General features: G+C 66.0%; 13 protein-coding genes and 3 pseudogenes. 4 read left to right on the top strand and 12 right to left on the bottom strand.

Annotation, left to right across the window (positions count from 1 at the left end; genetic code table 11):
* Positions 1–657 precede the first annotated feature (657 nt).
* From BU204_RS39705 to BU204_RS39700, 7 genes are all read right to left on the bottom strand, one after another.
* On the bottom strand, positions 658–1,338 hold the full coding sequence (locus BU204_RS39705) for a hypothetical protein (RefSeq protein ID WP_143230001.1): 681 nt from the start codon (positions 1,336–1,338) through the stop codon (positions 658–660).
* 83 nt (positions 1,339–1,421) lie between these two features.
* Positions 1,422–2,333: a hypothetical protein gene (locus BU204_RS36010; protein WP_075130278.1), complete on the bottom strand. Its 912-nt coding sequence runs from the start codon at positions 2,331–2,333 to the stop codon at positions 1,422–1,424.
* A 1,295-nt stretch (positions 2,334–3,628) separates the two neighbouring features.
* Positions 3,629–4,318, bottom strand: coding sequence for a DUF3558 domain-containing protein (locus BU204_RS36005; protein WP_233161018.1), 690 nt, complete (start codon positions 4,316–4,318; stop codon positions 3,629–3,631).
* A gap of 286 nt (positions 4,319–4,604) precedes the next feature.
* Positions 4,605–5,345, bottom strand: a complete 741-nt coding sequence (locus BU204_RS36000; RefSeq protein WP_075130279.1) for a class I SAM-dependent methyltransferase — start codon at positions 5,343–5,345, stop codon at positions 4,605–4,607.
* Positions 5,345–5,821: a TSCPD domain-containing protein gene (locus BU204_RS35995; RefSeq protein WP_075130276.1), complete on the bottom strand. Its 477-nt coding sequence runs from the start codon at positions 5,819–5,821 to the stop codon at positions 5,345–5,347. Before BU204_RS35995 ends, BU204_RS36000 begins: the two co-directional genes overlap by 1 nt.
* Positions 5,822–5,940: 119 nt before the next feature.
* Entirely contained in the window at positions 5,941–7,623 is a 1,683-nt protein-coding gene (locus BU204_RS35990; protein ID WP_075130275.1) for an aminotransferase class I/II-fold pyridoxal phosphate-dependent enzyme, read from the bottom strand.
* Positions 7,624–8,111: 488 nt separating this feature from the next.
* Positions 8,112–8,603, bottom strand: a complete 492-nt coding sequence (locus tag BU204_RS39700; RefSeq protein WP_143229999.1) for a hypothetical protein — start codon at positions 8,601–8,603, stop codon at positions 8,112–8,114.
* 146 nt (positions 8,604–8,749) lie between these two features.
* Here BU204_RS39700 and BU204_RS39695 point away from each other — a divergent pair, with 146 nt between their 5' ends.
* Both BU204_RS39695 and BU204_RS35985 read left to right on the top strand, forming a co-directional pair.
* Positions 8,750–8,929, top strand: coding sequence for a hypothetical protein (locus BU204_RS39695; protein WP_143229998.1), 180 nt, complete (start codon positions 8,750–8,752; stop codon positions 8,927–8,929).
* 336 nt (positions 8,930–9,265) lie between these two features.
* Positions 9,266–10,594, top strand: coding sequence for a hypothetical protein (locus BU204_RS35985; RefSeq protein ID WP_143229997.1), 1,329 nt, complete (start codon positions 9,266–9,268; stop codon positions 10,592–10,594).
* 1,225 nt (positions 10,595–11,819) lie between these two features.
* Here the strand turns inward: BU204_RS35985 and BU204_RS35980 are convergent.
* The 3 genes and pseudogenes from BU204_RS35980 to ligD form a co-directional block, all read right to left on the bottom strand.
* Positions 11,820–12,182, bottom strand: coding sequence for a hypothetical protein (locus BU204_RS35980; RefSeq protein ID WP_143229996.1), 363 nt, complete (start codon positions 12,180–12,182; stop codon positions 11,820–11,822).
* Positions 12,183–12,469: 287 nt separating this feature from the next.
* The gene (locus tag BU204_RS35975) at positions 12,470–12,985 is read right to left on the bottom strand and encodes a hypothetical protein (protein WP_075130272.1); all 516 of its coding nucleotides are present in this window, start codon (positions 12,983–12,985) and stop codon (positions 12,470–12,472) included.
* A 512-nt stretch (positions 12,986–13,497) separates the two neighbouring features.
* Positions 13,498–15,362, bottom strand: a pseudogene (ligD, locus tag BU204_RS35970) (DNA ligase D).
* A 698-nt stretch (positions 15,363–16,060) separates the two neighbouring features.
* Between ligD and BU204_RS35965 the strand changes: the two are divergent.
* Positions 16,061–19,393, top strand: a complete 3,333-nt coding sequence (locus BU204_RS35965; protein WP_075130271.1) for an error-prone DNA polymerase — start codon at positions 16,061–16,063, stop codon at positions 19,391–19,393.
* 21 nt (positions 19,394–19,414) lie between these two features.
* On the opposite strand, the pseudogene BU204_RS39690 reads toward BU204_RS35965, so the two are convergent.
* Positions 19,415–19,558, bottom strand: a pseudogene (locus BU204_RS39690) (IS256 family transposase); the annotation flags it as partial.
* 52 nt (positions 19,559–19,610) lie between these two features.
* Between BU204_RS39690 and BU204_RS35955 the strand changes: the two are divergent.
* On the top strand, positions 19,611–20,804 hold the full coding sequence (locus tag BU204_RS35955) for an IS30 family transposase (protein WP_233161016.1): 1,194 nt from the start codon (positions 19,611–19,613) through the stop codon (positions 20,802–20,804).
* A gap of 8 nt (positions 20,805–20,812) precedes the next feature.
* Here BU204_RS35955 and BU204_RS39685 read toward each other — a convergent pair.
* Positions 20,813–21,368, bottom strand: a pseudogene (locus BU204_RS39685) (IS256 family transposase); the annotation flags it as partial.

Here is a 21,368-nt window from a genome sequence, read left to right as displayed (position 1 = left end):
CCGCCCGGATTACCTACCCAACGTTGCTTGATGCGGCACTAGCCGGTCCACAGGCTGAACACCGTTCAGCGCTCCCCTGCCGACTTCGCCCTGCTCGCGCTACGCCAGTCCATCCAGCCGACCAACCCAAATGCCCCTGCACGTGTGGGTCCACTGGGACACAATCATCGCGCCCAGGCGGCTACGACCTCGCCGAGCACCTCGCGCGCCGTAACCAGAAGGGCGTTCGTTCACCACGCCGGGCTGATCGGACACGAAAGACCTCCGCAATTCCGGCCCTGTTCGGACAGCTGAGCGACCAGGTGCACCACACCCGCGGGGGCGACCATCGCTTCCGTCCTCGGTCGCACCGTCCACCTGGTCGGCGCGGCTGACAAGCACCGAGAACCCGATCCACGGAATGACGATTAGCTTGCGGGGACGGTGTATCGACGGGCCGCCATCGTCCAGCACGGTCTTGGCACCGCCACAGTTTTGAGAGCGACCGATGTGCCGACCTGGTCATGATTGGCCTATCAGGTTGGTCAGTGATCACACTCGCGCGGACTCCAGCAGCCGTCTGGTCAGCGGCGCCAGCACTCCGCTCTCATCGGGTCAGCGCCGGCCAGCAAGAAATTCCTTGCGCAATTATAAGGGTCACATCTATCCGCGCAGAGGTCATGGTGTTCTGCTGGCCAACGTTGTCAGCAAAGCGTCGACCACTGCGCATGGGTCGGTATGGGGAATCAGTGAGTTGATCACGGAGACACCGCCGATGTTGTCGTCGTCTATGGGGATCAAACCCGTGCAGACGGTACCGTCCTCGGTGGTGACGGTCTTGCGTGTGCCGGGTCGTCCTCCCCATTCGGCGGGTTCGGCCTGGTGGGATTGAGGGTCGGCGGACATGTTGGGGGTGTGTCCGACGGCGACGAAGGTGCTGAACAGGCGCTGTTGAGTGGTGTCGTCCGAAAAGTAGGCGAATGTGCAAGCAGTGTCGAATACGTCGTCAGGCTTGCGAGGTACTGGTTCAGGTTCCACGTTGGTGGAGGGACGCACTGGTTCCGGGAAGTCGCTCCACTGGAACAGGTGGCAGGGGTCGATCGTGGAGGTGCCGTGGGTCGGGTCAGCCGTGCCGGTGTCGCTCGCTGCCTGGTGTTCGGTGGAGCCCGGCGGAGTCACGGGTGGGGCCGAGGTGGGGCGACCGAGGTCCGGCAGGCCCGAGCCCGCCCGGCCGACCTGTGGCAGTCCGTCATGTGCGTTGAGCAGCGCTCTCGCGATGATTGCGCCGAACAGGATGGCTGCGGCGACAGTGCCGCCGAGCGCGGCGATGGTGGCAGGTCGCTTCGTGATAGGTGACATGTCGAGTCTCTCGATCTAGCGGGGCCGACACCTGGGCGTGCTTGGGTGCAGGTGCCGGCCGCGCTTGAGGTTCAGAGGGCGTGCTAGGACCTGCTGATCGTGGTGATGACGGCCTCCGCGACGCGGTGGGTGACCTCGCAGTCGTTTGAGAGAACGGACACGACCTGAACCAGGGTCAGAGCGCCGTCCTGTAGGCTCGGTTTGTCGTCCAGGACGAGGTCGACGCTGCAGCCCAGGTCTCCCGCGCCGTCGAACTGGCTGCCGGCGTGACCGGCGATCGTGACCGCGGTCATGGCGCCCAACCCATCGGCACCGGCCGGCGGAGCCGGCTCGTCAGCAGGCACGTCATCTCGGGGATCGGGGATGAACTCGTAGCCGACCGACAGGTTCTGCCCGGCCAGCGGTGACTCCTCAGTGGAACCAGCGGGTTGAATCGAGCACAGATAGGTCTTGATCGGGACGCCGATCGCTTCCGTGTTCATCGCTTGTGCCACGTTGTCGACGGTTTCGCAGGGGTCGCGCGTCGCCAGCGGGAGCTGTGGTTCGGTGAGCTGCTGTTCCCGGCGTCCCATCTCGATGAACGTCGTCCCGGTTTCGGCAAGGTAGGATTTCGCCATCTCGCACGGATCCTCGACGGCCGGGCGACCTTCGATAGGCGGTGGGATGGTCGCGGTGAGGGCCACACCGACGTTGGCGTTGACCATCCGCGTGTATGTACAGCGGTACTCGTCGCCTTCGATGAAGAACATCTCAGTGTCGATCCGCTCGTGTCGGATATCCTCCGTGGCCTCGTAGAACAAGCCGACGTCGACGGCGAAGCTCCACCCAGGTGTGTACTTGTCGATTTCGGTGTCAACCTGGCATTCGGACAGGTGTCGACCCGGGATGTGGATGCCGACCTGGGCATCGGTGATGTTCTTGATGACCGCCCGGTCGAGCAGCGTGCACGGGTCCACGTCGCGGAGTTCGGCGAAGGCTGCCGTCAACTCCTCCACGAGCTCATCCCTTGTGGCCTCACCTCCCTCGTCATCGTCAGCTGTGGATTCGGTCTCGGATGGGCCAGAGCTGGTCGGGACAGGGCGACCGTCGACCTCGCTGGTACAGCCCCCCGCTAATCCAACAACGACAGTGACCAAGACCGCGAACACCACTGAATTCCCGCGTATATGCATATTGCCCCCAGACGGTGTGCCGTCAACACGATTTCCGCGCTGACTCACTAACGTGTCTATTCATATCCGACACTCTCACTCAGTGATACACAGATCGCCCAGCTACAGAGGTCCTCTATCGGTCTAGATTGGCTCCCGCCCTCACATCGCCGCTTCGAACAGGAACCGCGATCACTCACGCAAGAAGACAAATCGACCACAATCAAAGATCTCCATAGCCGCTTACACTGAGCCAATGCCCTACCGCATCGATTGTGCAACTAACTCGTGAAGCATCCCAGTCCTCGCGAACTGAGCAGCGACCGGGCCTCGCCTGATGTCCCTGGCTCGCGCAGTAACGACCCTAGCCGAAATTCGCCAAAGAGTGACGATGTGCCCGTGGCGACTTCCATGCCACATTGCGGCCACGCGCGCCTAAGCATGCCGTGGCCGCGACCTGTGATCGTTAGGCTCAGCCGTTGTTGGCTTTGGATCCCCACCAGCCCGTGATCTTGGTCCGAGGTGGTTGTCGTGGCTGCGCCCTGTTAGGTCCGACGAGTTGTTGCCTCGGATCGAGCTGCTACTACCGGATCGAGCCGACCCTCCGGATAGGAACGAAGCCGTTATCGGATCCGCAGGTAACGCAAGAGATCCTATACGTGCCCTACACCGCCATCGGATAAGAGGACCTTCCTCAGGAGCTCGGGTGAGCTCCAGGATGACCGGTTGCGGGGGCGGCAGACTGTCCGGGGTGCTCGATCAACTCCACGAGACGTTGTTGTCCAAAGCTGACCCAGCGGCTTGGATCGACTGGTCACGCGCGCCTCGACGCTTCCCACGTACGGGCGAGAAGGGTGCCAACACCGGATCGAGCCCAGTCAACCGGGGCAGGATCGGCTCCAGGTACCACTGATCTGCAGCGGCGGAGGCGTCCCGGCGGTGGTATGGATGGGTGATCGGAGGGCAACCGCCTCCGGCTGTTGGCGAGCGGCACCTGATGACGAGCTATGGGGGGTCGTCGGCAAGAGCGGTTCCCTCAACCAGGGACCATCTACGCCGGAAGTTCGTCGAGCAGACGTCGTCGTCGGAACCGTCTTCGCACAAGAGCCCGTGGCGGCGGTTCTGGTCTCACGCGCCCTTCACCGTCTGGTGGCGGAGAGGGTCTGGATGGCCATGGTCGCCACTCGTTCGGCCTCTGCGCAGTAGCGGTCGCTGCTGGTGTCGTTCGTGTGGTCAGGCTCGGAGGCAACCAGCAGATATTGGTCGTCCGCGGTGTCCACGACCGCCATGCAGGAGTCGACGAACCGCGGGTGCGGTACCACGAGAGCCGGGAACCCCTCGACGGTGGCCGGCCGAGCCAGCCGGGCGCTGGCGTACCTGGCGGGATCCGTAAGCCACACCTCCGCCCCCTCGGTGGTGGCGACATTGAACAGCACGCTGATGTTCCGGCCTTCCCGCCCGAGCGGCGTGGAGGACGAGAAAGTGCACCCTGGGCCGCCGTGGATGCCGCTGGTGCTCCGTCCCGGCCGGCTCTGATAGCCCACGTCGTAGACCAACTCCCGCAGTTGGGCGTCGGTGAGCAGGTCAGTACACGGATCCACCCCAGTGAGGTCGAGGTCGCGCGTCCGGGGCGGCATGGGATAGGCCGAGACCGGGTTGGACGGCGCGGACGTGCCCGAGGTACCCCCGTCCGCCGAGTCCGCGACAGGTCCTCCCGCCCGACCGACGGCACACGAGGGCAGAGCCAGTAGCAGGACCGCAGCCGCGGCGACGAGATGTCGTCCCGTCGCGCACAGACTCAGATATGCCCGGCTACCCCTCTGGTTCATCGCGGCGTCGACATGGTCGCCATCCTCGGCGTCCACAGGCGTCGCGCCTTTCTCTTGACTAGGCGTGGTGCACAAAGCGATGTTTCAGTGTTTGTCAACGACACGCCGCGTGCCTCCTCCTCTGAGGGTGGCGGACTTCGGTCGGTTGCTGCTCGTCTTGCCTATTTTCCTCGTGAGAGCTCCGGCCCTGACCGTATCCTCTATCTCGGGCGCCAAACACAATCGAGCTGGCTCGACAGGTGGAAGATCTCCAGCGCCCACGGGCGGTCGGCGATCGATTCCGCGGTCAATGCGCACGGACGCCCAGAACGAAGGCGAACCGATCAGTGAATGTTATCGAGTCTCCTGGGTGCTGACGTTGGATGTAACGAATGCCGGCTGCAATTTCGGTGTCCGTGAATCGGGCCAGTAGGGACAGGTACCGGTCGTTGACCATGTCGAGGTATTGCTCGGTCGGCATGTCCACCTGGTGTTGCTCCGCCGAAGTTGTGACGTGAAGTCCGGCGTCGGCCATCCAACCCGCGACGTGGTCGGGAGTCAGCTTGCCGCGGTTGTATCGGGCGAGGGCGGCGGGGAAGAGCGGGTAGTCAATCGTCGGCGGAAGCATGGCGACCAGTAGCCGGCCACCGGAGGCAAGCCGTCGCGCCAGCGCGTGAATGGTGGCCGGAGGGTCGTTGACGTGGTGAATGACTTCTTTGAGCAGGACGGCGTCGAACAGCTCGCCGACGAGCAGGTGCCCGATGGCGAGCTGTTCAACGGTTCCGATGCTCGGGACGAGTCGGGGATCGGCCGGGAGGTGTTCGAGCATGGCTGGGATGGGATCGAGGCAGATGACCCGTGCTGCGTGCTCGACGAGTCGCGTGGTGTAGATGCCGGTACCGCAGCCGCAGTCGACGAGGCAGTCGCCTGCTCCCAACTGGAGGCGTTCCACGAGGCAGCCGGTCATCCAGGACACGAATTCTGGGGTGTACGACCAGTGCCGGGTGAAGCTCGGGGCGAGCCGTTCGTAGTGCGTGCGGTAGTCCATCACGCGCTGGCTCGGGCGTCCTTGGGTTCGTGGCGGACGAGGGGGGTGGGCGCGTAGGCATCGGCCGGAAGCGAGGCTTCTTCCTCGGTGGTGAGGACGCCGAGCTGCTTGCGGGTGTGGTGGGGCAGCCAGTCGAGTGCGAGCCGTCGGGCGACCCAGTCCATGATGCTGGAGGCGTCGGGGATCTCGGGATCATCGGTCATGCCGAATGGCTCGAACCGTAGGTCCTTGAGCTTGGACACGATCACCTCGGCGGGCGCGCCATACTGCAGGGCGAGAGAAAGCATGATCGAGAAGGCGTCCATCATGCCGCCTGCGGTTGAGCCGTCCTTGCCCCACTTGGCGAACACCTCACCGGGTCGGCCGTCTGGGAACTGATTGGCCGTCATGAACACCTCGGCCCCGTTGACAGTGACCGCGTGGGTGATCCCGTGGCGCCGTCGTGGCAGTCGCTCACGGGCGGGTGGGTGGTTCATCAGATTCGCCCTCCATACACAACTTGTGCCGTCTTGCCCGCAGGCAACTACTAGATGTGGTGGCGACCGTAGCGCAGGGCACCGACAGTTCAGGTGCGCCACGCCGCCGCGGTCGGGGGTTAGTAGCGCCGGTTGGCGATGGTCCGGTCGAGATCTGGCACGACGCGGCGAGCGCGACTGAGGGCGTGGCCGATGACGTGATCGCGGCTCGTGCCGAGCATCGCCGACGCCGCGTCGTGGAGACGCCGCACCGTCCTCGCGATTGTGCCCGTGTCCACCGCCAGGTTCGCCCGCAGTGTGTACCAGCCGTTGTCGCACCCTCGGCCGAACAACTCGCCGGGGAGCATGGCGACCCCCGACTCCCGGTCGTCGCCGCCGTAGTAGAGCAGCACAGCGTGGGCGTCCACGCTGCTTCGGACCCGCTCACCGAACAAGTCCCGCGCAACCCGCACGGGGGCATACCAGCCGCCTTCTGGCTGCTCGATCCGGAATACCTCCCGGCCCAACACCGCGTTCAGGTTGTTGACTTCCCTGGCGAAGTAGCCCAGATGCTCCCGGTTCCAGTTGTTCCACCGGTCTATCCAGCTCTCCGGCGTTAGGGAGATCGCTGCGGCGCTGATCAGTTCGCTGGACTGTGGTACTCGGCCGTGGGAGAAGACCGTGCGGTAGTGGGCGATGGCCTTGCGCACCGCGGGATTGCGGCTGGTGGCGAACGCGACTCGACCGGTTGGCAAGGTGAAGGTCTTGGACGGGGTGACGACCGAGACGCACCAGAGGGCCAGTTCGGGGATTGCGCCGATTGGCGTGGCGTCCAGGTCGTCGTGCATGTAGGAGCCCACGTACACGTCGTCCCCGATCACATAGGCGGGGTTGTGTGGGTGATCCAGATTGTGATTGACGATCGCGGAAGCGATGTCCTCTGCGCGCTCGCGGCTGAGGACCCTGCCGTCCAGGTTGTTGACCAGCGGGACATAGACCACCCGACCGGGAAGGTCCTCGGTGTCGGTCAACCACTCGTCGACGGTCTCACCGGTCAGATCATCCTCGACGTGGAGGGTCCCGCCGAAGATCGGCGGAAGCAACCGTAGCGACTGGTAGTAGCCACTAGGCGCGAGAACCACACCGCCACGGTGGTGCAACTCCTCGAACATGCGGTGACTCATGAACGCAGCGCAACAGGCGAGAAACACGCCTTTGGCGCCGCCTGCGAAGATCATCACGTCGTCGATGTCGCACGAGATACCGAGCTGGCGGAAGTGCGCGCACGTGAATGCTCGCGCTTCGTCGTCGAACCCGGACGACCCGCCCCTGTACCAGCCGAACTGATGCGTCCGGTCCGCGACATAGTTGAGATAGTCCTCGAACGCCTCGTTCGGTTGGTCCCGACTTCGGGCGAGGATGGTGAACGCCTCCACCGTCGAGATACGCGGTTTGTGCACGCGGTCGAACTCGGCGAGATCCTCAAGGGCATATTGGAGGGTTGCTGGTCGATTCTTGTCGCATGCGTATCCGAGAAGTCCACGACGACGCTCAAAGAACCAGGCACCGAAGTCGGTCACACTCTTGTGCGGGTTGGGCGAGGCATGAGATCCCTTGTAGAGCTTCACCACGTGATATTCCGCTTTAGCGTCATCAATCAAGGCATATACGGCCGTGTAGAGATCGTCGAAGCGCTCCTGCGGCAGCATAAAGAGGTCGGCGGCGCCGACTGGGTCTCGCGGCATCCCGATACCCGCTTTCGTGGTGATGACTGGGTCGACCGGCCTTGCCTCAGCCGGCTCGACCAACGGGTGGACGGCCATGGGCGGGGTGGGTGAGCCGCTCCCCACCTCCCCACCACCGAGCCCCGTCACCGTTCCGCGTCGGCACAGAGGTGATGGAAACTGTCGAGCACGTCGTGGAGAAGGGCATCGGCTTCTGGCCCATGGGGCAGTCCGGTGTCGCGTAGGTAGCGGGCCACGGTGGTGTCGGCGGGGTCGTGGGTCGGCCATGACACTGCGGTTGGAACCAGCCTTCCTCGGGTGTTGGGTGTGCTCCGGCGACTCTTTTTTCGGAAGGCTGGCGATCGGATTTCCCTCCGTTCGGTCAGCAGAGATGAACCATGAAGGCGGTTCCCGGTGTTGGCGTGTCCCAGCACACGAACAGGCCGGTGGGCACGAGGTCGGGGAAGGGCTCGTGCCCACCGGGTCTTAGGACCGGTTTCGGTAGTCGTGTAGGTCACGCACGATCGTGCAGACACCGCAACCGACGCCGACGGCGACGATGGTGAGCAGCAGCACGGCGGTCGCAGTCATCGCCACTCACCTCTGGGCAGGGCGGCTCCTGACATACGGGGCGCGTCGGGCGCGTCCGGAGACGGCACGGTCAGCGCTTCCCTGACCACGTCTTCTAGGGAGCCACTGACCGACCAGAGGATGCGACCGCGATCAGGATCTTCCCGGGCCGCATGGCCAAGTCCGGCCGCGAACAGAAGGACGGTGTCGACCGTGCCGTCCGGCCATCCACGTGTCGCGGTCACACAACTGGACGTCTGGACAACCTGCCACCGAGAATCGGCGCCAGCTAGATCAACGGCTGCGACGCCGAGTCGGTCCTCCGCACGTCTCACCTCGGCCACAGGCTGCGGTGTCACGGCCACTGCGTTTGGATGTGTCGCGGCCTCCTCCTCGACGACCGCTGACACTCGACGCCGTTTTCGCGCCGTCGCCCACACCCAGATTCCGAGCAACAGCATCATGCAACCGATCCCGATCGAGGCCAGCACGACATTGGCGGTGGTCACGCCCCCCTCCCACCCGAGATCACTGGGAGCCGGACCGGCGCGGGATCGCACGACGACAGGTGCGACGGCCTCGGCTCAGAACCGCGCCGATCCGGTTGCATCCGAGCGGAACGCCCCAGATCACACGACCCCGTACGCATGTCCACGTGCACGGCATACCGGCACGTCCGCCCATCCGGCACATGCAGCAGCAGGGCGGGGCACACGAGCCCGTACAGCTGCGCCGGCTCCGGCATGGCAAGCTGCGGGCGTTCGAGCAGCTCCGCGTCGCGCCGGAGTGGATTGACCTCAGCCAAGGCCGTCACCGCTGCCACCTGCTCTCGTGACGGGTTAGTTGGACGGCGCCCGACGCCGAGGACGAACCACGGCCCGATCAGATTGCAGGCCGTGGGGCCGCGGATGGGAACCACTCAGTGTCGAGCGCCGCTACTAAGCGTGGCCGATCGGATGGACCACAGGAACGGAGACCAGCCCGGAGGTCAGGGCCCATGATCAGCACCCCGCTGGGAAGGAGACAACCCGGAGGCTTTACGGAGGTCTCACCGAGATCAACATCGCTCCAGGCCCTGATGTCTTACTCTGTGAGATGGAGTCCTTGCGGAGGGAACAGGGTGTTCAGCGGGCCGAACGAGCTGCTCAAGGCTGCTAGGGACGCGGCCGGGATGACGCAGGCCCAGGTGGCAGAGTGTGCGAACGCCCAGGTCGAGGCCGCGACGAGCAAGCCCGGAGCGATGGACGCCGACTACGTTGGCAAGCTCGAACGAGGCATCCATCGCTGGCCCAACCGGGACTACAGACGCGCCCTTCGCGAGGTGCTCCAGGCAGCGTCCGACGCGGACTTGGGCTTCTTCAACCCCCGCTCGCGCATAGTTACCGTGGTGCGTAGCCGCCAATCAGAGAGCGGAGGGGACGACGTGGAACGCAAAGCCTTCCTGCGCGTACTGGCCGGTTCCGTTGCCGGCATGGTTCTGAGCGACCCGCTCAGCGAGTTCGCCGCCAGAGCGACCTCAGCCAATGCAGGTCGGCGCATCGGCACCAGCGAGGTGCAACAGATCCGGCAAATGGCGCGCATGTTCGCGAATCAAGATCACCTCTACGGCGGTGGGCTGTCGGCCCAGGGGGTGCTCACCCACCTGTCAACAGCGTCCGACCTGCTTGAGGGCCGCTTCGCGAGCGAGGCAGTGCGCCAACATCTCTTCTCCGCCGTCGCCGACCTCGCAGATACCGCCGGGGGCATGTGCTTCGACGCCGGCACCCATCAACACGCTGAACGCTGCTTCAGGTTCGCCGTCGGCTGCGCGACCGAAGCCGGCGACTGGGCACTTCGAGCGAAGGCCCTGTCCGGCCTCGCGAACCTCTCCGTCCACCGAAGCCACCAGGACGACTCGCTCCATGACGACTCCACACGCAAAGCGCGACAGGACCACGCGTTGAGCTTTGCCGAGCTGGCACTCGTGCGAGCCGACCGACTGACACCAGTAGTCAGGTCGGTCATGCACACCCGGCACGCCCGCGCCCTGGGCATAGCCCACCCGGGACGCGAGGCGGAGTGCTTCACAGCCTTGGACGTAGCAGCCCGCTGCTTCACCCAGCGCGATGGCGACGAACCGCCCTGGATCGCCTACTACGACGAGCCGCACCTCGCACGGGACAGCGGCCGAGCGCTCCTCGGCCTCGCGCTGAACGGAGGTAACTACTCCCAGGCCCAGGACCACCTCGCTGCGGCTGTCGCTCAGTTCCCCAGCGGCTACACCCGAGGCAAAGTACTCGCCATCGCGAACCTCGCGACCCTCACCATGGCCCGCGACGACCCGATGCACGCCGTCACACTCGGCAGCCAAGCAGTCACTGCGGCCAGCTCGGTTCGTTCCGACCGGGTCCTCGACGCCCTCCGGCAACTACGCAACGCGGGGCGACAGTACGGCCGCGTTCCGGCTGTACACGAGCTCAATCAGCAAATCGCTCAGCTACTGCAGGCGGTTGCGTTGTGATGTGAGCCAGCCGCAGGCTTAAAGGCTTGGGGGACACGCCGTCAACGCGCTCGTTGGACTCGACGAGCTCGGCTTCGACAGGGAACGACTACGCCCGGCAGGACAAGGCCACGACCCGGCTCTGGCTCGACGTCATCCACCCGTGTGCACGCGCCCAGTTGTCCGCGAGGTGCAGTCACGATCCGAGGGGCAGGCCGGGCCAGCGGCTGATCTCCTCGCCGCTGTGCCACGACAGCTTGGCGTCCTTCCACCTCGAGGGCGACTGCGGCACTGCGACACGTGCTTGATCATGCGAGGCCAGTGACGTCACTTTTCGAACGCGGACTCGACCACAACGGTCTGCTCGGCCGGATCGATCCCGCACCGGCTCGCCTCCACCAGACTCAGGTCCCAGCACGCCGCAGGTGAGGGGTGTGGAGGCGGTGGCGGGTGCTCTACCGGACCGCACGCCGATCGCCAGGTCATAGCATAGGCACCGCCCGTCAGCTTCCGTGGCGCCAGCTGGACCGTGCGGGGCGCCGTGCATGCCGCCCGTCGGCATCCCCGTCCCGGTTGGTTCCCACGTTTGGTCGTCGCCGTTACTGGTTCACCAAGCCCTTCCACCATCACACCGAAGGCCAGATCACGTACCGGTGAGAAGGGAGATGGGCAGTGACGGGCCAGGTGCTGGCGTTTCGGGAGGTCTCTGCGAGTGGTAGTCAGGTAGGTCGATGGGGGCCTAGCAAGGCGCGTAGCCGACGCAGCAGACTGCTCCGGAGACCTGACAGGGAGACCATGGTCGTGGGGGCGGGGAGTGGTTTGTCGGGAAGGATGTGGACGACGTGCCCGGCGCCAGGTAGCAGTATGTCCAGCTCGACCCCGTTGTCCCAGACCACTCTGTAGAACGCGTCGTCCGGTTCCGAGCAGCGCTGGGCGCCAGTCGGGGAGTTGAGGCGCGCGCCGATGGTGCCCTGGTCACCGGGAGCAAGCTGGCGGCGTTCCGCCGCCGTCGGCGGGCGACGGGCGCCGGCGTCGACCGCGTGGTGATAGGCGGCGGCGAGGTGGTCGGTCTGAATCGGGCCGCGCCATTCGACCCGTCGGCCGGTGAGTCCGGCTGAGGTATGGCCGGTGTGTCCCATGGGCAACAGTGTCACCCAGCCGAGGTGGTTCAGTCGACCGACAGGCGCGCTCGCACGCCGCGCGAGACGTCGAGCCCGGATGTGTCACCTCTCCGCCTGGGCTGCGGTCAGGCGGCGCATTCGACCAGCGTGACAGCTCGCTCCGCGCCGGTAGCCGAGAACGAGAACGGCGTAGCCGGCGGCGCCGGGCCTACTCCCTCCGCGCGTGCCCACGCGCGCCAGGTTCCCTCCTCGCAGGGTGCGTTGACCTCAACCGGGAAGCCAGCGGCGTCGGGGATGACGTCGGCTACTCGGCTGCGGCCGATCTCGATCCATTCGTCACCTACCCGCAGCTCGAGACCGGCGCGCAGCAGGTGCCGCTGCGGCGGCTGGTCGCACACAGCGATGACGGTTCCTACGAGCAGCCCCGCCCGGACCTGGAGACCGTCGAACAGCAGGTCGCACACCTTCATCGGAGACCGATCGGGCACACAACTGCTCCCAGTGATCAGCGGGACGGTCAACGCGACAACCGCGACGACGGTGTGCCACCGGCGACCGACGCGTGGGTGGGACGCCCTCTCCATTCTGCCCCTCAGTTAACTCAAGTTAATGCCCCCTGACCAGGAGGAACAGCGACAGCCCTCACCGTTGCCTTGCGGCGGAACTCGACACGTGCCGGAGCTGTGATCTCGGCGGGCGACCGCCGCGATGAGACCGATCAGGACACGTCCCTCGTGGCCAGGTCGCTCTCCCCCGAGCCGCCCACAGAGGGCGGTCACGGATTGTCTCGTCGGCGGCGGACGTCACGCCGTGCTTGCCTCGCCCGGGCTTCCTGTTCCTCGTGGTTCTTCCTCAGGATCGGCGTCCAGTCCTGCGCCGCCCAGGCAGCACGGGCGGCAACGCTCTCCACGAACCCGTACTGCTTGATCTCAGGCTCGCCGAGATCAGTCACCACCCGAGCGATGCTCATGGCCTGCACCACCGGGGCCCACTTCGCTAGCAGGTCCATTACCTGCGGCAACGTGGTGACCTTCAAAAAGGACCCGCCGCCCGCACGTCCCGACACATCGATCAGGTACCCGGCTCCCTGCATCGACGCCCACACCTCGATCTCGATGCCCAGTTCCTCAGCATCACCCAGCCGCAGGAACGAGTACCACCCCTGGTTCCGCAAGTACTCCGTCACGTCGGAAACATCCGGGTGGCCCGCGAAGACATCGAACCGCTCCCATGTCCCGTCCGCGGATAACGCCAGATCCGAACCGGGCTCCCGCTCGTCATGCGCCACCATCCACCCCTCCTGTCCTTCACACGTATCCCCGGGTGATGGTGCCAGGCCTCGCTCGGCCCGGGGCGCGTATCCAGGTGGTGGTAGTCGGCCGACAGGTGGTGTGCCACGAACACCACCCCGGTCCACCGAAGGATGAAGGCCCTCGACGAGCTCGAGGGCAGCGGCAACCAGGACCGTGACGTAGCCGCGCCCGAGGTGTGACCGTCGGTGCGTACGTGCTCAAGCACGGCGCGTCGGCATGACGCGCACGGCGAGACCGAGGTCAGCGACGGGGTTAGTGCCACTCACGCCGCACGTCGTGCGCCGTCTCGCTCACAGATTCGATTACTTGCTCCAGTCAGGGCTGCGGCCAGCGACCTTCCTCTACAAGCTCATCCCTACCGGGGCGCTGGAAGGTCGGCGCAGTTCCAGGTTGTGCCGTTGCCAGCACGACACCCCCGAGTCTTCACTCGCCGAACCGACGCCGGGGCACTTACGGCGGTATCGTGCGGCGGATCGGGGCGCGTCGGTCTCTACCGCGCCGGGAGCGTCGTGCGGTGGTTGCCGAGGTCGGCGAACAGGTCGCCCAGGTTGTCGATGCGGTCGAGGACGTCGTCGGCGGTGAAGGTGAGCTGCTCGGGTTGACGGCAGGCGCGGATCTCGTCCCAGGTGACCGGGGTGGACACGATCGGTCGGTCGCGGCCGCGGAGGGAGTACGGGGCGATGGTGGTCTTGGCCGGGTTGTTCTGGCTCCAGTCGATGAACACTCGGCCGGGTCGCAGCGTTTTGGTCATCTTTGCCGTGACCAGGTCCGGGGTTTCGGTGGCCAAGCGCTGGGCGAGTGCCTTCGCGTAGGCGGAGGGCAGTTCGGGTTTATCGGTGCGGATTCCGCAGTAGAGCTGCATGCCTTTGATCCGGAGGTCTTCGCGACCGGAGTGAGGTCGTCATCTCGGAGGGCGTTGTAGAGCCGTTCGGCCACTCGGCAGCAGTCGACGATAGTGGTGCCCTCGCCCGGGTCGAGGTCGAAGACGAGGCGGTCGGGTGGCTGGCGTTGCGGGCCGGGCCCGATCTGCCATTGCGGTATGTGGATTTCCAGCGCGGCCATATTCGCTGCCCACACGAGTGCGGCGAGCTCGTCCAGCAGCACGTATTCGATCGTGTCCCCACCGCGGGAGCTGCGACTGGCCAGCTTTACGGTCGTGAGCCAGCTCGGCGCGCCCTTGGCCACGTTCTTCTCGAAAAACTGCTGGCCACCGACGCCGTCTGGAAAGCGGATGAATGTGACCGGTCGGGCCTTCAGGTGCGGTAGGAGCACTTCGGCGACAGTGGAATAGTAGTGGATAATCTCACCTTTGGTGAAGCCGTCCGGATACAGTGGTTTGTCCAAGTTGGACAGCGTCAACTGGCGTTTCCCGGCTCGGACGGTGACCTTGGTGGTGACCACGGCGCTGGCTCGCGCCTGCCGCTCGGGCTCTAGCTCCGCAGGCGATGTTAGGGCTGCGCTTGTGCTGGCCGGAGCGATGACCTCGGCTGCGGACTTGTCTTCGCGTAGCCCTCGCCACGCCGCGTGGCGCAGGCGGCGGTCGGTGCGGGTGAACTGCCGGTAGACCACCTCGCCGACCAGCACCGGGGCGACCCAGTGTGCGTGCCGTGCGTCCTCGCGGGAGGGCGCGGTGGTGAACGGCCAGCGAGGCTGCTCCAGCCGGGTGAGCCGGGCATGCATGTCGCGCAACGCCTGGTCGGTGAAGCCCGTGCCGACGTCCCCGACGTACAACAGCTCGCCCGTGACGGCGTCGTGCGCGCCGAGCAGCAGCGCGCCGATCGTGTCGGCGCGGCGTCCCTTGCCCGGCCGCCACCCACAGACGATGACCTCCTGGGTGCGGATCAGCGGGTGCTTGCGCCACTCGGGACTGCGCTGACCGGGGTGATAGCGCGACGCCCGCCGTTTGGCCACCAAGCCCTCATACCCAGCGGCTGCGGCGCGTGCCAGCAGGTCTCCGGGCGTGAGTCCGAGGTGCGTGAGGGTGGCGTGGGGGAACGAGGGCACCACCGTGATCCGTTCTGGATTAGGCAGGTCCAGCTGTTCGAGCAAGGTACGCCGGCGGTCATAGGGCTCGCTGAGTAGCGTCGCCTCGCCGAGCTGGAGGAGGTCGAACACCAGATACAACACCGGTTCGGCCGCGACCGAGAACCCCTGCTGGAAACGACCACGCCGTTCCTGCATCAGCCCGAACTCCGGCTGCCCGGCCGCGTTGAGCACGACCAACTCGCCGTCGAGCACCGCGTCCCGACCAGCCAGTGCCTCGCCGAGTCCGCCGGCGAGGACCGCGAACTCCTCCGTTAGGTCGTTGCCGTTACGGCTCGTGATCGCCATGGTGCCGTCCGCGGCGACCCGCATGATTGCCCGGTATCCGTCGTACTTGTACTCGTAGGCATAGTCTGAGCTGTCCGGCAGACGACCCCCATCCGGTGCCGCCAGCATCGGTGCAACCACCGCGGGAAGGTGGGATGCGCCACGGCGAGCCATCTGCCGCTCCCTCCCCTACCGCCCGGCCCCGGGTAGGCACAGGTCTCCTACCTGCGACGATAGCCGTACTCCCCCGTAGACGGCAGCCCGCCCGCGATATCCGCGCGGGCTGTGTGTGAATGGTCCATCAGGGACAGACCGAGCTACGCGAGTGAGGTGTCCGAGACGCTGTCCTCGGCGCTGCTCGGGGACCAGTAGCCGTCCAGCTGCCCCTGGATGAGCTCACGGCACCTCGCACACAACACACCTCCACCGCCTGCGGGATGCAGCCCACACTTCGCGCACTCACGCGTGTCCAACACCACCACCAACTCCCCTCCCACCTACCGGTGCACCCTGAACCCAACCGTTCTGCCCGACCTCCGCAGCACCTGCGCAGCACGTCAGACAGACCGATGACCAGCGCCCTTGACCAGCGCTTATACTCACCCGGCGCACCTAGCGTGAGTGAGGTACCTCCGCTCGTTCCGGCCTTGACGGGGCCTTCCGTCGACTTTCATACTACCGAACACATGTTCGATCGCCGTCTTCCCCGCGGCGGCTTAGCTGGGTGGGGAACGAGGGTTGGTGTGGGTTTTGACAGCAGTGGTCGGTGGGCGGATCTGGAGCGAGCGTTCTCGGGTGAGCTGAGCGCTGCGGTCGGGGATGGCGGGGACAGTCCCGCGTGGTCACGTAAGCGCGAGGGGTACGCGGGTCCGCCGCCGGACCTGGCCGGGCGGTTTCTGAGTGACGATTTGTGTGGTGCGGGGGTGCGGGTGCCCTACGCGGAGCTGCACGTGCACTCGAACTTCAGCTTTCTCGATGGTGTGAGCCACCCGGAGCAGCTGGTGGAGGAGGCGGCGCGGGCGGGGTTGGACGCGATCGCGCTCACCGATCACGACGGGATGTACGGGGTGGTGCGGTTCGCCGAAGCCGCCCGCGAACTGGGCGTACGGACCGTGTTCGGCTCTGAGCTGTCGCTGGACCTGCCGGGCCCGCAGAACGGTGTTCCCGACCCCCAGGGGCGGCACCTGTTACTGCTGGCGCGGGGGTTGGAGGGCTACCGCCGGATGTGCCGGGTGATCAGCAACGCGCACCTGTGCGGGGGTGAGAAAGGCCGACCGGTCTACGACCTGGACGAGGTCGTGGAGGAGTTACGCGGGCACGTGGTCGCGCTGAGCGGCTGCCGCAAAGGCGCGGTCCGCCATGCCCTCACCACGGCAGGTCCGGAGGAGGCCTACGCGGAGCTGGCCCGGCTTCGGGACTGGTTCGGTCCCCAGCACACCGTGGTCGAGCTGATCGACCACCAACTCCCGCTGGACAGCAGCCACAACGACCTGCTCCACGCGATGGCAGGCGAGCTGGAGCTGTCGGCGATCGTGAGCAACAACGTGCACTACGCCACGCCCGAGCAGAGCCGGCTCGCGGCCGCGGTCGCCGCCGTCCGCGCCAGGAGCAACCTCGAGGCGATGGACGGCTGGCTGCCACCTGCCCCGGTGGCGTTTCTGCGCACGGGTGAGGAGATGGCGCGGGTGTTCCGCCGCTACCCCGGCGCCGTGCAACGCGCGGCGCTGCTCGGGGTGGAGTGCGCGTTCGACCTTCAACTCGTCGCGCCGCAGCTGCCGCCGTTCCCCGTCCCGGACGGTCACACCGAAGCCACCTACCTGCGTCACCTCACCGCGGTCGGCGCCGCTCGCCGCTACGGACCCCGCACCGGGAACGAGGAAGCCTACGCACAGCTCGACCACGAGCTCGCGATCATCGAGGAGCTGAACTTCCCCGGCTACTTCCTGGTTGTCTGGGACATTGTGGAGTTCTGCCGCCGCAACAACATCTACGCCCAAGGCCGCGGCTCCGCAGCGAACTCGGCGGTCTGCTACGCCCTGGGCATCACCAACGCCGACCCGGTGCGCTGGAAGCTGCTGTTCGAACGCTTCCTCGCCCCCGAACGCGACGGCCCCCCGGACATCGACGTCGACATCGAGTCCGACCGCCGCGAAGAAGCCATCCAGTACGTCTACCGCACCCACGGCCGCCGCCACGCCGCCCAGGTCGCGAACGTCATCACCTACCGGGCGAAGTCCGCGGTCCGGGACATGGCCAAAGCCCTGGGCTACTCCCCCGGCCAGCAAGACGCCTGGGCCCGCCAGATCGACCGCTGGGGATCCGTGGCGAAGGCCGACCCTGGCGAGGAACACCCCATCCCCGACGACGTCCTGGCCTTCGCCGCCCAGATCGGCGACGCCCCCCGCCACCTCGGCATCCACTCCGGCGGCATGGTCATCTGCGACCGCCCCGTCTCCGAAGTCGTCCCGGTCGAACACGCCCGGATGAAAGACCGCACCGTCCTGCAGTGGGACAAGGACGACTGCGCCGCGATCGGCCTGGTCAAGTTCGACCTCCTGGGCCTGGGCATGCTCTCCGCGATCCACTACACCGTCGACCTCGTCCGCGAACACGAACGCGTCGAGGTCGACATCGCCAACCTCGACCTCGCCGACCACAACGTCTACGAGATGCTCTGCGCGGCCGACGCGGTCGGGGTCTTCCAGGTCGAATCCCGCGCCCAACTCGCCACCCTCCCCCGGCTACGGCCCCGCCAGTTCTACGACCTCGTCGTCGAAGTCGCCCTGATCCGCCCCGGACCCATCCAAGGCGGCTCCGTCCACCCCTACATCCGCCGCCGCAACGGCGAACCCTGGACCCACGCCCACCCGAAACTCGCCCCCGCTCTCGGCCGCACCCTCGGAGTGCCGTTGTTCCAGGAACAGGTCATGCAAATGGCCATCGACGTCGCCGACTTCACCCCAGCCGAAGCCGACCAACTCCGCCGCGCCATGGGCGCCAAACGCTCCCGCGCCAAAATGGAACGCCTCCGCGACCGCTTCTACACCGGCGCCGCCGCCAACGGCATCACCGGCACCCTCGCCGACACCATCTACAGCCAGATCGAAGCCTTCTCCGGCTACGGCTTCCCCGAAGCCCACTCCATGAGCTTCGCGCTCCTCGTCTACGCCTCCGCCTACCTCAAGCGCTACCACCCCGCCGCGTTCTGCGCCGGCCTGCTCCGCGCCCAACCCATGGGCTTCTACTCACCCCAGTCCCTGGTCGCCGACGCCCGCCGCCACGGCGTCACCATCCTCGGACCCGACATCAACGCCAGCCTCGCCCACGCCACCCTCGAACCCCACCCCGACAGCACCGGCGATGTCGCCGGCGGTGTCGCCGTCCGTCTCGGCCTCGGCTCCATCCGCCACCTCGGCACCGACACCGCCCAGCACCTCATCACCGAACGCGACACCCACGGCCCCTACCGAAACCTCGAAGACCTCGGCCGCCGCACCACCCTCACCCAACCCCAACTCGAAGCACTCGCCACCAGCGGCGCCTTCACCTCCTTCGGCACCGACCGCCGCCAAGCCCTCTGGCACGCCGGCGCCGTCGCCCGCGACCGCCCCCACTACCTCCCCGGCACCGCCACCGCCGGCCACACCCCCGCCCTGCCCGGCATGACCGCGATCGAACTCACCATCGCCGACGTCTGGGCCACAGGCATCACCCCAGACCGCCACCCCGTCGAGTTCCTCCGCGACCACCTCAACCAACTCGGCGCACTACCCACCGCCACCGTCCCCGACGTCCCCGACGGAACCCGCATCCTCGTCGGCGGCGCCATCACCCACCGCCAACGCCCCGCCACCGCCGGCGGCATCACCTTCCTCAACCTCGAAGACGAAACCGGCATGCTCAACATCATCGCCAGCCCCGGCCTATGGACCCGCTACCGCCACCTCGCCCGCAACGCACCCGCCCTCCTCATCCGCGGCACCCTCCAGAACACCAACAGAGTGTGCAGCCTCAACGCCGACCACCTCCAAGCACTCGACCTCAGAGCGTGTTTGAGATCTGGGTCTATCTCATGATCGGTGTTTCCGGCGGTTCGGTCAGTAGGTTTCGGCTCCCGGCCAGCGGTCACCGAAGGTGATGGCGAAGGCGTTGAGCACGGGTTTCCAGCGCATCGTCCATCGGGTGCGGCCTGTGCCGGTGGGGTCCAGGCTGCGGGTCACAAGATACAGACACTTCATCGCTGGGTGGGTTCACGCGGTCAACGCAACACCTGTGTGACTGGAGGTGTTCGTGATGGGGCGTCCTGCGTTGCCGTCAGAGGTTGCGCGGCGGTTCTGGTCGCTGATGCGTACCGGGGTCGTTCTTGATGATGCGGCTGCGGTTGCTGGCGTGTCGAAGGCGGTGGCCTGGCGGTGGTTCCGCGAGGCTGGCGGGATGATCCCCGCTGTCGCGTCGGCTGATTCTTCGAGTGCGCGATCGTCGCGTTTGTCGTTCAGCGAACGCGAGGAGATCAGCTGCCGTCGCGCCGCTGGTGAGGGTGTCCGTGTGATCGCTCGGGCGTTGGGACGCGCGCCGTCGACGATCAGCCGGGAGTTGGTTCGAGGGGTTCGTCGCCGCAAGACGGGGTATCGAGCCACCGTGGCGCAGGCCCAGGCCGACGTCCGTGCCAAACGCCCGAAGAGGTCGAAGCTGACACAGAATGAAGAGCTCCGTGCCTACGTTCAAGAACATTTGCAGAGCAAGCACAGTCCTGAGCAGGTGAGCCGGCGTTTGATGGTGGACTTTCCGAACAGCGCGGAGATGCGGGTGTCTCATGAGGCGATTTATCGAGCTCTGTATCTGCCGGGCGATAGGGCGTTGGCGCGTGAGATGACACGGTGTTTGCGGACGGGACGAGCGTTGCGGAAACCGAGGCGGCGAGTGGCCGAGCGTCGAGGACGGATCGCGAACATGGTGAACATCAGTCAGCGACCGGCTGAAGTCAACGAGCGTATCGTTCCTGGCCACTGGGAAGGCGACCTGATCTCTGGACCGCAACATCGCTCAGCGATCGGCACGCTTGTCGAGCGGGTCACGGGCTACGTCGTCCTGCTTCACCTCCCTCACGGTCGCGGTGCGGACCAAGTCCAGCGCGCACTAGTGGAAGCGATGACCTGTTTACCTGAATGGCTACGACGTTCTCTGACGTGGGATCAAGGCAGAGAGTTAACAAATCACGCACAAGTCGCTGCGGCGACGGGCATGGACATCTATTTCTGCGATCCTCATTCACCATGGCAACGTGGCACCAACGAAAACACGAACGGTCTCCTTCGCCAGTACTTCCCGAGAGGGAACGACCTATCCGCATATCATTGCGACTACCTCACATTCGTCGCCAACGAACTCAACCACAGACCACGGAAGCGACTGGCTTGGAAGACGCCCGACGAAGCACTGCATGCACTACTCTCAACCCACCAACCCGGTGTTGCGTTGACCGCGTGAACCCACCCTGCTTGTTCGGTTGGGAAGTGTCCCCGGCGCGGATCGCGCGGCGGTAGCGGGCGTTTAGGGATTCGATCGCGTTCGTGGAGCAGATCATGCGCCGGATCTCGATGTCGTAGTCGAGGAACGGGATGAATTCTTCCCAGGCGTTGCGCCAGAGCCGGATCATCGCGCCGTACTTTTTCCTCCATTTCTCCTCGAGCTCGTCCAGTGCGATGAGAGCGGCGTCGGGGGTGGGTGCGGTGTAGATGGGTTTGATGTCCCGTTTCACCGCGTCCCAATCTTGACGGGCAACGAGCCGGAAGGTGTTCCGGATCAGATGCACGATGCAGGTCTGGACAATGGTCTGCGGCCATACGTTCGTCACGACCTCGGGGAGGCCTTTGAGGCCGTCGCAGACGAGGAAGAACACATCCTTCACGCCGCGGTTCTTCAGGTCGACCAGCACGCTCATCCAGAACTTCGCACCCTCCCCACCGACGCCCATCCAGAGGCCCAGGACGTCCTTGTGGCCGTCCACGGTGACCCCGATGGCGGCGTAGACCGGCCGGTTGGCGACCTGGC

This window comes from Actinophytocola xanthii (assembly GCF_001921205.1).
In the GTDB taxonomy this organism is placed as follows: Bacteria; Actinomycetota; Actinomycetes; order Mycobacteriales; family Pseudonocardiaceae; genus Actinophytocola; species Actinophytocola xanthii.
Note: the sequence above shows the minus strand (reverse complement) of the source record. Positions and strands in the feature narration are given on the sequence as shown.